Source organism: Geobacter sp. OR-1 (genome assembly GCF_000813145.1).
In the GTDB taxonomy this organism is placed as follows: domain Bacteria; phylum Desulfobacterota; class Desulfuromonadia; order Geobacterales; family DSM-12255; genus Geoanaerobacter.
The window spans coordinates 101,516-115,068 of the sequence record NZ_BAZF01000014.1 but is presented as its reverse complement, the minus strand read 5'-3'; the positions used below and the strand labels follow the sequence as shown (position 1 = coordinate 115,068).

The 13,553-nt window shown below is 46.8% G+C and carries 11 protein-coding genes and 1 tRNA gene; 10 read left to right on the top strand and 2 right to left on the bottom strand.

Annotated elements, in window-relative coordinates:
- Positions 1 to 47 precede the first annotated feature (47 nt).
- A complete protein-coding gene (locus OR1_RS21715) occupies positions 48 to 218 on the bottom strand; it encodes a DUF362 domain-containing protein (protein WP_082002970.1) in 171 nt (56 codons plus the stop codon).
- A gap of 259 nt (positions 219 to 477) precedes the next feature.
- Here OR1_RS21715 and OR1_RS14480 point away from each other — a divergent pair, with 259 nt between their 5' ends.
- The gene (locus tag OR1_RS14480; RefSeq protein ID WP_041972603.1) at positions 478 to 1,743 is read left to right on the top strand and encodes an acetate kinase; all 1,266 of its coding nucleotides are present in this window, start codon (positions 478 to 480) and stop codon (positions 1,741 to 1,743) included.
- A 102-nt stretch (positions 1,744 to 1,845) separates the two neighbouring features.
- Here OR1_RS14480 and pta read toward each other — a convergent pair whose 3' ends face one another.
- Positions 1,846 to 2,844 carry a phosphate acetyltransferase gene (gene pta / locus OR1_RS14475; RefSeq protein WP_041972602.1) on the bottom strand — a complete coding sequence of 333 codons (999 nt, stop codon included), beginning with the start codon at positions 2,842 to 2,844 and terminating at the stop codon, positions 1,846 to 1,848.
- 212 nt (positions 2,845 to 3,056) lie between these two features.
- Between pta and OR1_RS14470 the strand changes: the two genes are divergently transcribed.
- From OR1_RS14470 to OR1_RS14430, 9 genes are all read left to right on the top strand, one after another.
- Entirely contained in the window at positions 3,057 to 4,088 is a 1,032-nt protein-coding gene (locus OR1_RS14470; protein ID WP_041972601.1) for an NAD-dependent epimerase, read from the top strand.
- A gap of 38 nt (positions 4,089 to 4,126) precedes the next feature.
- Entirely contained in the window at positions 4,127 to 6,184 is a 2,058-nt protein-coding gene (prsK, locus tag OR1_RS14465; protein WP_041972600.1) for an XrtA/PEP-CTERM system histidine kinase PrsK, read from the top strand.
- A gap of 21 nt (positions 6,185 to 6,205) precedes the next feature.
- Positions 6,206 to 7,570, top strand: coding sequence for a PEP-CTERM-box response regulator transcription factor (gene prsR, locus OR1_RS14460; RefSeq protein WP_041972599.1), 1,365 nt, complete (start codon positions 6,206 to 6,208; stop codon positions 7,568 to 7,570).
- Positions 7,571 to 7,617: 47 nt separating this feature from the next.
- Complete coding sequence (locus tag OR1_RS14455) at positions 7,618 to 9,204, top strand: bifunctional ADP-dependent NAD(P)H-hydrate dehydratase/NAD(P)H-hydrate epimerase (RefSeq protein WP_041972598.1); 1,587 nt, start codon at positions 7,618 to 7,620, stop codon at positions 9,202 to 9,204.
- 82 nt (positions 9,205 to 9,286) lie between these two features.
- Positions 9,287 to 9,745 (top strand): CBS domain-containing protein, encoded by a 459-nt coding sequence (locus OR1_RS14450; RefSeq protein ID WP_041972597.1) that lies wholly within the window; start codon positions 9,287 to 9,289, stop codon positions 9,743 to 9,745.
- Complete coding sequence (gene tsaE / locus OR1_RS14445; protein WP_152609915.1) at positions 9,742 to 10,212, top strand: tRNA (adenosine(37)-N6)-threonylcarbamoyltransferase complex ATPase subunit type 1 TsaE; 471 nt, start codon at positions 9,742 to 9,744, stop codon at positions 10,210 to 10,212. Before OR1_RS14450 ends, tsaE begins: the two co-directional genes overlap by 4 nt.
- Before the next feature lie 105 nt (positions 10,213 to 10,317).
- Positions 10,318 to 11,535 carry an aspartate kinase gene (locus OR1_RS14440; RefSeq protein ID WP_041972595.1) on the top strand — a complete coding sequence of 406 codons (1,218 nt, stop codon included), beginning with the start codon at positions 10,318 to 10,320 and terminating at the stop codon, positions 11,533 to 11,535.
- Positions 11,536 to 11,735: 200 nt separating this feature from the next.
- Positions 11,736 to 13,304, top strand: a complete 1,569-nt coding sequence (gene cimA, locus OR1_RS14435; protein ID WP_041972594.1) for a citramalate synthase — start codon at positions 11,736 to 11,738, stop codon at positions 13,302 to 13,304.
- Positions 13,305 to 13,464: 160 nt separating this feature from the next.
- Positions 13,465 to 13,547 (top strand) — tRNA-Leu (locus OR1_RS14430).
- Positions 13,548 to 13,553 lie beyond the last annotated feature (6 nt).

Sequence of the window (13,553 nt, the reverse complement as noted above, 5' to 3'; positions counted from 1 at the left end):
GCCGACTATCATGTCGGCCTTTTTTTATTGCTTTGCTACCTTCTCAATTAAGCAGCGGAAATAGCGCTTACCGGGCAGGTGTCAACACACGCACCACAATCAATGCAGGTATCGCCGTCGATATTGTGCTTGCTGTCGCCTGAGCTGATGGCGTTGACCGGGCAAGAGTCGACACAAGAACCGCAGTTGGTGCAATCGTTGGAAATCACGTGAGCCAAGGTATTCACCTCCTTTATTTTATAAATGCTTTTATCAAAACCGTGGTAAAACTAGCATACGCATTTTCAAAAGTCCAGTGGAAAGGTTGGATATTGACCGGCGGGATTTTCAGAAATTTTCTTGAATTGAGCTCAGACCTGGGTTATTATAAAAACAGTTTTATTTATTTTAAATTATTTTGGCGAAATATTTAACATGACGGAAAATTCTCGGGTTTTCCGTTCAGTTTTTTAGCATAAATATATTCAGGAGGAGCACATGGATATTCTGGCCCTTAACTGCGGGAGCTCGTCGGTGAAGTACCAGTTATTTGACTGGGACCGCAAAGAAGTAGTAGCAAAGGGTATGGTGGAGAGGGTAATAATTGGCGATTCCTTTATAATGCATGAGGTTCCGGGCAAGGAGACTTACCGGGAAGATTCCGAATGTCCCGATCATCAATTTGCGATAGACCTGATCATCAAGACTCTCCTTGATCCAGTCCACGGTGTCCTTAAGGATATAAACCAGATCTCTGCTGTTGGTCACCGTGTTGTTCACGGAGGAGAAAAATTCACTCGATCAGTTATGATTGACGAGAATGTTTTGGACGCAGTCAAAGAAGTTCAGCATCTTGCTCCACTTCACAACCCGCCCAATATTGCCGGTATTGAGGCTGCCCAAGCCCTTCTTCCGAATGTACCGCATGTTGCCATATTTGACACCGCTTTCCATCAGACAATGCCGGAGCATGCCTATCTCTACCCATTACCATACGACTGGTATGAAAAATACGGAGTACGAAGATATGGATTCCATGGGACTTCACATCTTTATGTTTCAAAGCGTGCTGCTGTCCTTCTGGGAAAGCAGCCGCGGGAATGCAATATTATAACGATGCATATCGGCAACGGCGTTTCTCATTGTGCAATAAAGAATGGGGTTTCTGTGGATACCAGCATGGGGCTTACCCCTCTGGAAGGCGCAGTTATGGGTACTCGCTGCGGGGATATAGATCCGGCTATTCCTGCATTCATGATGCAGAAAGAGAATTTGTCCGCCAAGGAGATTGACAGCATTCTCAATAAGAAAAGCGGGGTCTTGGGTATAACGGGACGTTTCACCGATCGGCGCGATGTGATAGAAAATGCTTCCAAAGGTGATCGGCTTTGTAAGATATCTCTGGATATTGAGGCTTATCGTCTCAGGAAATATATCGGATCGTATATGGCGGCGATTGGCAAGCTTGATGCGATTGTATTTACTGCGGGTGTTGGTGAAATGGGTGCTCCGATCAGAGAGCGGGCCATTGAAGGGATGGAGCATCTCGGCATACACCTTGATAAGGATCGGAACCGGTCAGCAATGACCCGGAAACGGGAGACGCTGATAACATCTGATGATTCACCGGTTAAGGTTTACGTGATTCCGACTGATGAGGAACTGGTGTTTACAGAGGATGTTGCCGCAATTCTTGCCGGCAGCTATACTGATCATATGAATTTTGAATATTCGTTTTCGCGGAGTGATTTTGTGCGAAAGTAGTTAATTTCCACTACAGTAAAAAAGCCGCCGAGTATAGTCTCGGCGGCTTTTTTTATAAGGAGTATCGCTTTTTCGCTTTGAAATGATTGCGTTTCTATTAATTCATTGGGCTTGTACTGCGGTAATTGCAACTACATTGACGATATCTTCAACTGAGCAGCCGCGCGAAAGGTCGTTCACCGGTTTTGCAAGCCCTTGAATGATGGGGCCGACAGCTTCGGCTCCTGCTACCCTTTCCACAAGTTTGTAGGCAATGTTTCCGGCATCAAGGTCCGGGAAAATGAGAACATTCGCTTTGCCTGCAACCGGGCTTCCTGGAGCCTTCTTTTCCCCAACTTTGGGTAAGAGCGCTGCGTCCGCCTGTAATTCACCGTCAATCTGCATGTTGGGATCAATGCTTTTTGCGATATCAAGAGCTTTCAGGACCTTGTCCGCGTCTGGATGGCTTGCACTTCCCTTTGTTGAGAAGGACAGCATTGCAACTCTGGCCGGGACGTCCAGAAATGACTTGCAGTTCCGAGCGGTTGCAACGGCAATCTCCGCCAATGCTTGGGCATCGGGGTTGGGGTTGACTGCACAATCTGCAAAAAGAAGGATGCCATTCTCTCCAAAGGCCGGGGTTTTGGTGATCATCAGAAAAAACGATGATACGGTCTTTATGCCAGGAGCAGTGCCAACGGTTTGAAATGCCGCTCGAAGTACGTCGCCTGTTGTGCCGGTTGCTCCGGCTACTTCTCCATCGGCATCTCCCTCGCGAACCATCATTCCAGCAAAATAAAGGTTGTCTTTTGCTGTTAACAGCTTATGGGCCTCTTCCCGGGTGAGTCCCTTGCTTTTGCGAAGCTCAACAAGTGCATCGATATAAGAATCGAGTTTCGGGGCTGTTGCCGGCTCTAATATCTCAACTCCCGCCAGGTTTACCCCTTTTGTTGCTGCAGCATTCTGGACCTCGGTCTTATTGCCAAGTATAATAATTTTCGCCAAACCTTGTTCCATTACTTGTTGTGCCGCGAAAAGCATGCGTTCATCATAGCTTTCTGGAAGAACAACGGTTTTCTGGTTCTTTTTTGCTTTCGCTCTGATCTGTTCTACAAGAGACATGATTGATTACCTCCGGTGAGAATTAAAACGAAATTTTATGATTTATATCGCAAATGTCATTTCCCGGTCAACTGAAATCAAGGCTATTCAGGATGCTGCTGCGGATTGTGTGATAATAGAAAGTTACGACTATCTATATATCCATCATGCCGGTTGAAAATTAGCGGCAATACTGTATAGTACCGACAAGTTTCTAGTGGAGGACTAAGCAAATGGACAGATTCGGCGCTAAAACTCAGAAGATACTTGTTACAGGTGCTGCAGGATTCATAGGGTTTCATCTGTCGCGAAAACTTCTGGCATTGGGACATGAGGTGGTTGGTTTTGACAATATAAACGATTATTACGACATCAATTTGAAATTAAGCCGCTTACAACTGATTGAATCGACTCCTGGATTTCGTTTTGTCCGGGGAGATCTTGCCGACCGCGAGGCGGTTCTCGCTCTTGTTAAGGCAGAACGTTTCGATTCAGTGGTAAACCTTGCTGCGCAAGCAGGTGTCCGCTATTCTATCACCAATCCTTACGCCTACATTGACAGCAACATTCAAGGATTTATTAATATTCTTGAGGGGTGTCGCCATAACGAGGTAAAACACCTTGTGTACGCTTCTTCGAGTTCTGTTTATGGCGGCAATACGTTAATGCCGTTTTCGGTTCATCACAATGTCGATCATCCGGTTTCGCTTTATGCGGCAACCAAAAAAGCCAATGAATTGATGGCACATACCTATTCTTCTTTATACGGTCTTCCAACCACTGGTCTCAGGTTCTTTACAGTATATGGCCCTTGGGGAAGACCTGACATGGCTCTTTTTCTCTTTACCCGCGCTATTCTGGAAGGTAAGCCGATAGACGTGTTCAATAACGGGAAAATGCAGCGGGATTTCACATATGTGGATGATATTGTCGAAGGGATTTCCCGGGTAATTTTCAGCGTTCCCGGACCTAACCCAAGTTGGGATGGCAATTGCCCGGATCCTGGGACGAGTTTTGCTCCATACCGGATATACAACATCGGCAACAATAGCCCGGTTGAACTGATCAGATTCATTGAGGTGCTGGAAGACTGTTTGGGGAAACAAGCTGAGAAAAACTTTTTGCCTCTCCAACCTGGCGATGTACCCGCAACCTGCGCTGACGTCGATGATCTGGCAAAAGATGTCGGTTTCAGGCCGTCCACATCCATAGAGGATGGAATCAGCCGTTTTATCGACTGGTACCGGAGCTATTATCACTGCTGAAATTAAGTCAGGATAAATCTATTCATTAGACAGGGGATATGATTTTAACAGTTTTTTCCTGGACAGCCTGCATTATTGCTCTGAGTGTTTCGGTGTTAACTTTTTCAAGAGGCGAGAGGTGCACTTCCACTTATCTTCTTGTCGCCTCTATTATTACGGCTGCATTTCTCGAAGTGGCTGAATCCCTGTCTTTGTATGCCCCTCTGGATTACCTGTCATCAAAAAGAACATCAATCTTTCTTGAAGCAGCGCTATCGATTCTCTTATTTTTCTTCAGTATTCTATTTTCAAGAAAGTTTTCCTGGCAGTCTACGCCTCTTATCTCCCGCTTCTTGATTATAATTACTCCTCTTTTGTTCATTGCCGGGTTAACGGTTGCTCCCGACCGACTCTTCTACTCACCTGATTTCGTTTCGGAGCGGATGCTTTTTTTGAGCAATTCGGGTTTTGTATTCTACATTACGGTGTTTATTTACCTTGTGGCAGCGCTCTTCAATCTTGAAGCGACATTTCGCTCGGCGCTGCGTCCGGAGCAATGGCAGATCAAATTTACAATTATCGGTGTCGGGACCTTGCTGGGGTTCTTCATATTCTATTACAGCCAAGGGTTGCTTTACCGTTCAATCAATATGAACCTTTCTCCGTTACGGACTCTGGCGCTTGTCGTGTCCGGAGCATTTTTGACTTATTCGCTTCGACGTGGCAGGAGCCAGGTAAAGGTTACCCTTTCACGGGAAATGGCCTTTCGGTCACTGGTATTGGTAATTGTCGGCGGTTACCTCATTCTTCTCGGGCTGCTTGGCCAGGGGCTGCGCTATTTTGGGGAGGCTTCCCAGCAGATAATCTTTCTGTCGGTTTTTTTTCTCGGGTGTATTTTCCTGATAGTGATTCTGCTCTCAGAGCAGATGAAGCGAAAGATCAAGGTATTCGTTAATAAGAACTTTTTTGATAACAAGTACGATTACAGGATGCAATGGCTCAACTTTACCAGCAGAATTGCGGAAACACGAAACAACTCGGAACTGGATGCAGCGATTCTGTCGGCTTTTTGCGATACCTTTGCCATGGGAGCAGCTATGATTTATATCTGGGCTCCGGAGCAGCAGGTATACTTCAACAGGGGGGCATACCAGACAGATGCTTCCGCATTCACCCTTACGCGGGATAATTCACTGATCAGGTATATGTTAAAATTGGGCTGGGTTTACAATTCGGACTACCATGAATCCGAGATAGACGCCGCCGATGTCGCTGTAGTCAGTTCTGAAAATATCGCATTTACCGTGCCGGTATTTATGGGTGCTGATCTGGAAGGGTTTATTGTTCTTCTGCGCCCCATCAATAAGGGGGAAGAGTATACCTACGAGGATTACGACCTGATGAAAACGCTCGCGAGCCAAGCGGCTTTTGCGCTTGCAAGCGCAGGACTCTCAGAGCAACTTGCGGTGTCACGCGAAATGGAGGCCGTTGGCAAAGTGACGGCTTTTGTCATGCATGACCTCAAAAACCTTGTTTATAGTCTTTCTCTTCTTACCGAGAACGCTGTTGATTACATTGGCGAGCCGGAATTCCAAAAGGATTTGCTTGATACGCTAGGTAACACTGTTGCAAAGATGAAATTTCTCATTGCCAAGTTAAAGGATCTTCCTGAGAGGCATAATCTTGAACTTGGTGAAGTAGATCTTCTGAATATGGCAACGGAAACTGTTGCCTCGATCCCATGTGGTGATATAACAGTATCCGGGAGCAGTGTGGTTGCAGTGGCTGATTCGCAGGAATTATCAAAGGTATTGACCAACCTGCTGATCAATGCCCTTGATGCATCGGATAAAGGTGGGTGTATAAATGTCGAAGTGGGGGTAAAGGAACAGGCGTTTATACGGGTGATAGACCGAGGCTGCGGGATGACGCCGGAATTCATAAGGGAGCACCTGTTCTCCCCGTTCAAGACTACTAAAATCAAGGGGTTGGGTATTGGATTGTATCAATCGAAACAGATAATCGAGGCGCATCAGGGTCGAGTTGAAGTTGAGAGCAAACCCGGCAACGGTACTACCTTTACTGTCTGGCTACCTCTGTCAGGCCCTCTTTTTTAACAAACTGGAAGGTTTATTCAAATGGAAAAGTTACTGATTGTTGATGATAACGAGGATATCCGAAAGCAGCTTAAATGGGGACTCAGCAAAGACTACCAGATCATGCTTGCTGCCGATGTTGCGGAGGCGTTGACATATTTCAACAAGCACCATCCGACGGTAGTAACCCTTGATCTTGGGCTTCCTCCATTTATCGAAACATCCGACGAAGGATTTCGTTGTCTTTCTGAGATGCTGAAAATTGACCCCTCAGTCAAGGTTATTGTTATCAGTGGTAATGACGAGAGGGTGAACGCTCTTAAAGCTATTGAATTAGGCGCATACGACTTTATTCAAAAACCAGTTAACCTGGATGAGTTGAAGGTGATTTTATCAAGGGCTTTTCAGCTGCATGTGCTTGAAAGTGAAAACAAGCGGCTTCAGGGAGAACTCAAAAACCGCTCTGGGGAATTTGGCGGTATCCTGGGACAATGTTCGGAAATGCAGAAAGTGTTTTCTACCATTAGAAAGATTGCCGCCTCTGATGTTGCCGTGATGATAATCGGTGAAAGCGGGACCGGAAAAGAACTCGCTGCACGTGCAATTCATATGGCAAGTCTTCGGAACGGTTGTCCGTTCATCCCGATCAATTGTGGAGCTATTCCGGACAACCTTTTGGAGGCAGAACTTTTCGGGCATGAAAAGGGTGCCTTCACCGGCGCAATGGCAAAGGTTCAGGGTAAGTTCGAATATGCCGATAAAGGGACACTGTTTCTCGATGAAATTGGGGAATTGCCGCCGCCGCTTCAGGTAAAGCTGTTACGGTTTCTTCAGGAAAAGGTTGTCCAGAGGGTTGGGGGCAGGGAAGATATTAATGTCGATGCCAGGATTATTGCAGCTACAAATATCGATATTGCAAAAGCAATGGCTGACGGAGTTTTTCGAGAGGACCTTTATTATCGGATAAGCGTTGTAACGTTAGAATTACCGCCGTTGAGAAACAGGGGCGAAGACATTACCCTACTAGCCACATTTTTCCTGCGCCGGTTTAATGAAGAGTTCCGTAAGAAGGTTCGGGGCTATTCACCCTCAGCAATGGATGCTTTGAAAAACTATGCCTGGCCCGGGAATGTTCGTGAACTCGAAAACAAGGTCCAAAGGGCTGTTCTAATGGCCACTGGAAACCTGATAGAACCTGAAGATCTGGGGTTTACCTCAATGGCCGGGCATGCCGGTCCAAAGGGGGGGGCTCTAACACTTCGGGAAGCTCGCGAGCGGCTCGAAATAGACCTTATCAGGGGATCCCTTTCTGCAAATGCAGGGAATATTGCAAAAGCTGCTGACGATCTGGGGGTGAGTCGCCCGACACTTTACGACTTGATCAAGAAGTATAATATTGAAGTTTGAAATACTTTTTGTCGGATTGAATGTCTGACCGCTGAATCTGGGGTTATATGAAGATTGTAACTGCAGAACAGATGCAATTGATTGATCAGGAAACCATTAAAAATTATGGCATTCCGGGGCTCCATCTTATGGAGAGAGCAGGTAGCGCTTGCGCTGAAGTGATGATTTCATCTGTTTCCCCAACAGCTGGGGTAAGTGCAATTATCTTTGCCGGTAAAGGTAACAATGGCGGCGATGGTTATGTAATAGCCCGGAAGTTGTTTCAAGCCGGCTGGGATGTGTCTGTAGTTGTTCTGGCACAGCAACGCGATATTACCGGGGATGCAGCTGATAACCTTGCCGGATTACCGGAAGGAGTTGGGCTTTCTTTCTGCTCCGACATGGATTCCCTGGTTAACAGTCTTGCTGAGATCGGAAAATATGCACTGGTAGTGGATGCCATATTCGGCACCGGTCTCAAGAGCCAGGTCTCTGGAATTTACCGGCATGCTATTGATGCTATCAATGCAATGGGGCAACAGGTTATTGCAGTGGATATCCCTTCCGGTATCCACGGTAGCACTGGAGAAGTTCTTGGCGCTGCGGTCAAGGCCGATCTGACTGTTACGTTTGCATCGGCTAAACTTGGGCATGTGTTGTATCCCGGTGCTTCATTCACCGGGGATTTGAAGGTTGTGGATATCGGCATCCCTTCAGAGATTATTCAGAAGGCAAAATCTTACGATTTCATCGATTCCGAAGCCGCAGCAGCACTATTAAGACCAAGATCCCCTGTTGCTCACAAAGGGAGTTTCGGTCATGGGGTGATAATTGCGGGTTCCACTGGACACACAGGTGCTGCTGTACTGGCAGGGAACTCAGCTGTGCGTTCAGGAGCAGGGCTTGTTTCCCTTGCCATTCCGTCGAGCCTCAATCAGGTCATAGAAATCAAAACAACCGAGGCGATGACTATTCCAGTAGATGATTCCGGACGTGGATACCTAGGAGATGAGTCTTTACCGGATATCCATGTTGGACTGGATGGAAAGGATGTTGTCGCAATTGGCCCCGGGTTGTCTCGAAAACCTGAAACAACACTCCTTGTTCAAAAGCTGATTGGTTCTGTACCGCTTCCCTTGGTTGTCGACGCAGATGGGCTGAACGCCATATCAGAAAACATAGCGTTGCTTTGTCACAGGACCTCTCCGGTAGTTATTCTCACGCCTCATCCGGGTGAGATGGCCCGCCTTGCCGGTCTTTCTGTTCCTGAGATTGAATGCGACAGGATTGGGGTTTCTGTCGCATTTGCAGTGAAATATAAGGTCTTCTTAATCCTCAAAGGCGCGAGAACGGTAATTGTATCCCCTGAAGGGGACGTTGCAATTAACGGCAGCGGCAATCCCGGGATGGCGTCAGGAGGCATGGGGGATGTTCTGACCGGGATCGTAACTTCCCTTTTGTGCCAGGGATATCCGCCATTTGACGCCTGCCGGCTCTCTGTTTTCATACACGGTTTCTCAGGAGATCTGCTTGCTCGGGAAAAAGGGGAAATGGGCATTACGGCAACCGATGTCAGCGAGAATCTTCCGTATGCATTCAATAAATTAAAAGAACATTCTCCTGTCAAGTCAGGATTCAAGCGGTATTCAAACTAGCGTGCACCCCTCATCAAGACTAATAATTGTTTTGTGGTTATTGTCTGACCAACCAGCCGGAAAATCATAAAGGAGAAAATTAATGCTTAAAGCATCTGATGTAATGACTAAAAATGTCATCACCGTGACCAGAAAGACCGGTGTAAAAGAATTGGCCGAGCTATTTGTATTGCATCGCATCAGTAGCATTCCTGTCGTTGAAGATGGGGTTCTGGTCGGGATGGTTACAGAGACAGATCTGATCGAAAAGGATCGTAACCTTCACATTCCTACGGTTTTTTCTCTATTTGACGGAGTGTTCTATCTTGAAAGTGGTAAGGTGCTAGAGCAGCAGTTAAGGAAAATCACCGGTCAGGAGGTGGGCGACATCTGTTCGGGTAAAATTGCTGCAGTTTCTCCTGATACTGAAATCAGCACCATTGCTGATATTATGAGCGCCAACCGATACAATGCCGTACCGGTGGTACACGACGGTTTGCTTGTCGGAATTGTTGCCCGGATCGATTTGATTCGGACCATGATTGCCCAGGGTGAAGTGTGAAGGAGCTGATTTCCGAGAGCAATATGTCTACTTTTGAATGTGGACTAAAGTTAGGCGAATTGCTGGCGCCGGGTGATTTTGTCGCGTTGGTTGGAGAACTCGGCGCCGGCAAGACCCAATTTGTCAAAGGAATTGCTCAGGGGCTTTGTGTGTCATCCGATGAACCGGTCTGTAGCCCCTCCTATACAATCCTCAATATACATCAGGGGCGAATACCGTTATATCATTTTGATCTTTATCGATTGGCCGATGCAAGGCAGGTTTCTGAGCTCGGATTTGATGAGTATTTTTTCGGAACCGGCGCTGCTGTCGTAGAATGGGCCGATCGGCTGGGGAGTCTGTTACCACAGGATAATCTCACGGTTTTTTTCAATGTGGAGAGTGCGGAGCGACGCAAGCTCTGCTTTCAGCCTACTGGCAGTCGATCGAGTGAACTGTTGCGGCGTCTTGCCGCTGTTTTGCCGTAGAAAAGTGTTTGACCTGTACGGGATTTCTTGCTAAATACAAAACTCCCTGTCCATAGGGAATTCCTCAGCATTGCTGTAATTATCCATCTAAGGAGGATTGAAGAGATGGCTTTAGTGGTCCAAAAGTATGGCGGAACGTCCATGGGTTCCATAGATCGCATAAAGAATGTCGCTAAAAGGGTTGCCAAGACCTATGATGCCGGGAATGACATGATTGTGGTTGTTTCCGCAATGTCCGGTGAGACCAATAAACTGGTTGCTCTAGCCAATGAGACGTGTGAGTTCCCTGATAACCGGGAATATGATGTTCTTGTTGCTGCCGGTGAACAGGTTTCTATCGCTCTGCTTGCAATGTGCCTCAAATCCATGGGGTATAAAGCCAAGTCTTACCATGGATGGCAGGTGCCCATCATTACGGACAGCGTTTTCAGCAAGGCTCGCGTAGAAGAAATCCCGGACAAAAATGTGAGAGCGGATCTCAAGGATGGAGTAATAGTCGTTGTGGCCGGATTCCAGGGAATTGACCGGGATGGCAATGTTACAACTCTTGGTAGAGGTGGCTCGGACACATCTGCCGTTGCAATGGCTGCAGCGTTAAAGGCCGATGTGTGTGAAATTTATACTGATGTTGATGGGGTGTATACCACGGACCCAAATATCTGTCAGGACGCTCGTAAGGTTGAGAAAATATCTTATGAAGAGATGCTGGAACTGGCGAGTCTTGGCGCCAAGGTGCTTCAGATTCGTTCGGTTGAATTTGCCAAAAAGTATGACGTTGATATTCATGTTCGATCAAGCTTCAATGATAATCCCGGAACCATGGTTACCAAGGAGGATAAGGATATGGAAGCAGTACTCGTTTCAGGCATTGCCTATGACAAAAACGAAGCAAAGATTGCCGTTATGCATGTCCCGGATAAGCCGGGAATTGCCGCAAAGATACTCTCACCTCTTTCCGATGCCAATATTTCCGTGGATATGATTGTGCAGAACGTCAGCGAGGCTGGGAACACTGATTTTACCTTCACTGTTACCAAGGCTGACTTTAAAAAGGCACTGGCCATTACCAGGGAGACTTCTAAAGAGATTGATGCAAAGGATGTCGTAACTGATGAAAACATCTCTAAAATCTCCATAGTCGGTGTTGGTATGCGTAGTCACGCGGGTGTTGCCACTAAGATGTTTCAGTCACTTGCTCGGGAAGGTATTAATATCCAGATGATATCCACCTCCGAAATCAAGGTTTCGGTTGTAATCGACGCAAAGTATACTGAGCTTGCTGTTCGAATTCTGCACGATGCATTCGGCATGTCTGGAAACTAAACTGATTCCCTTTCCTTTTCAGGATCAGTCCTATTTGGGGAGGGATTTTGGTGTGGATTTATTTGAGTCTGAAATTCGCTAAGCAGAATGCCTTTGAGACAGACTATCTAGGTGTCTGACTCTGGGAGTGCCGAATTGACCTTTGCTATGCAAATCGACGGCTGTACTTGAGATTCGGATGAATATAAGGCGGTGATAATATGGGAATTGTAAAACTCTACGATACGACATTGCGAGACGGCACTCAGTCCGAGGATATCTCCTTCCTTCTCGAAGACAAGATCAGAATTGCCCATAGGCTGGATGAATCCGGCTTCCATTATATTGAAGGGGGATGGCCTGGGAGCAACCCGAAAGATGTCGCCTTCTTTAAAGAGATTAAGAAGGAAAAGCTTTCTCAGGCAAAAATCGCCGCTTTTGGTTCCACCCGGCGCGCCAAAGTAACTCCTGACAAGGACAATAACATCATTACGCTGATCAAGGCCGAACCTGATGTCATCACGATTTTTGGCAAGACGTGGGATTTCCATGTTCATGAAGCACTTCGGATATCCTTGGAGGAAAATCTTGAGTTGATTAACGATTCTCTAGAATATCTCAAACAAAACGCTCCTGAAGTATTCTATGATGCAGAGCATTTTTTTGATGGATACAAGGCAAACCCGGAATATGCCATTAAGACTCTCAGGGCAGCAGAAGATGCCAAGGTTGACTGCATAGTCCTCTGTGACACTAATGGCGGTACGATGCCGTTCGAAGTGGCTGAAATAATCAAAGCTGTCAGGAAGCAGATCAAGACCCCTTTGGGGATCCATACTCATAACGACGGGGAGTGTGCTGTTGCGAATTCCCTGGTTGCGGTTGATGAGGGGATTATCCAGGTTCAGGGGACTATCAACGGGTTTGGTGAGCGTTGTGGCAATGCCAATCTCTGTTCCATAATTCCGGCGCTCAAATTAAAAATGAAACGGGATTGTATTAGTGAGGAGCAGCTGAGGAAGATGCGAGACCTCTCCAGATTTGTTTACGAACTGGCTAATTTCTCGCCGCCAAAGCACCAGGCTTATGTTGGTAACGCTGCATTTGCTCACAAGGGCGGGGTGCATGTCAGCGCTATTCAAAGGCATCCCGAGACCTATGAACATATCCGGCCCGAACTTGTAGGAAACTGTACCCGTGTATTGGTTTCGGATCTTTCAGGCAGGTCAAATATCCTTGCCAAGGCCGAAGAGTTCAAAATTAATTTAGACAGTAAAGACCCTGTTACCCTGGAAATCCTTGATAACATCAAGGAGATGGAGCACAGGGGCTACCAGTTTGAAGGCGCAGAGGCATCCTTTGAACTGCTTATGAAGCGTGCTCTCGGAACTCACAAAAAGTTTTTCTCTATTATTGGGTTCAGGGTTATTGACGAGAAACGACATGAAGACCAGAAGATGATCTCTGAAGCAACAGTCATGGTAAAGGTAGGGGGCAAGATCGAACACACAGCGGCAGAGGGGAATGGCCCTGTTAACGCCTTGGATAATGCGCTGAGGAAGGCCCTTGAGAAGTTTTATCCACGGCTTAAGGAGATGCGTCTCATTGATTACAAGGTCCGTGTTCTCCCCGGTGGTCAGGGGACCGCATCGGTTATTCGTGTTCTCATAGAATCCGGAGACAAGGAGAGCCGCTGGGGGACTGTCGGGGTTTCCGACAATATTATTGACGCATCGTATCAAGCGCTTATAGATGGTATCGAGTATAAGCTCGACAAGGCTGAAGAATAATACAACTTTCATTGCTTCATAAAAATAAACGGCCATTTCCGTCAATCGGAATGGCCGTTTTCTGTGTAACCGCTTCAGAGCGGTTTGCTTGACATTCGTTGTTAACTGGACTAAAGTGCCAAGATTAAATGAAGAAAGGCTTGTATCATTTTACATTTGTGCGAGAGTGGCGGAACTGGCAGACGCACTGGACTTAGGATCCAGCGGGCAACCGTAGGGGTTCGACTCCCCTCTCTCGCACCAACCTGC

Excerpts from the sequence above, each read along its gene's own strand:
- OR1_RS14480 (WP_041972603.1), top strand. The coding sequence starts at position 478 with ATGGATATTCTGGCCCTTAACTGCGGGAGCTCGTCGGTGAAGTACCAG.
- pta (WP_041972602.1), bottom strand. The coding sequence starts at position 2,844 with ATGTCTCTTGTAGAACAGATCAGAGCGAAAGCAAAAAAGAACCAGAAA.
- OR1_RS14470 (WP_041972601.1), top strand. The coding sequence starts at position 3,057 with ATGGACAGATTCGGCGCTAAAACTCAGAAGATACTTGTTACAGGTGCT.
- prsK (WP_041972600.1), top strand. The coding sequence starts at position 4,127 with ATGATTTTAACAGTTTTTTCCTGGACAGCCTGCATTATTGCTCTGAGT.
- prsR (WP_041972599.1), top strand. The coding sequence starts at position 6,206 with ATGGAAAAGTTACTGATTGTTGATGATAACGAGGATATCCGAAAGCAG.
- OR1_RS14455 (WP_041972598.1), top strand. The coding sequence starts at position 7,618 with ATGAAGATTGTAACTGCAGAACAGATGCAATTGATTGATCAGGAAACC.
- OR1_RS14450 (WP_041972597.1), top strand. The coding sequence starts at position 9,287 with ATGCTTAAAGCATCTGATGTAATGACTAAAAATGTCATCACCGTGACC.
- OR1_RS14440 (WP_041972595.1), top strand. The coding sequence starts at position 10,318 with ATGGCTTTAGTGGTCCAAAAGTATGGCGGAACGTCCATGGGTTCCATA.
- cimA (WP_041972594.1), top strand. The coding sequence starts at position 11,736 with ATGGGAATTGTAAAACTCTACGATACGACATTGCGAGACGGCACTCAG.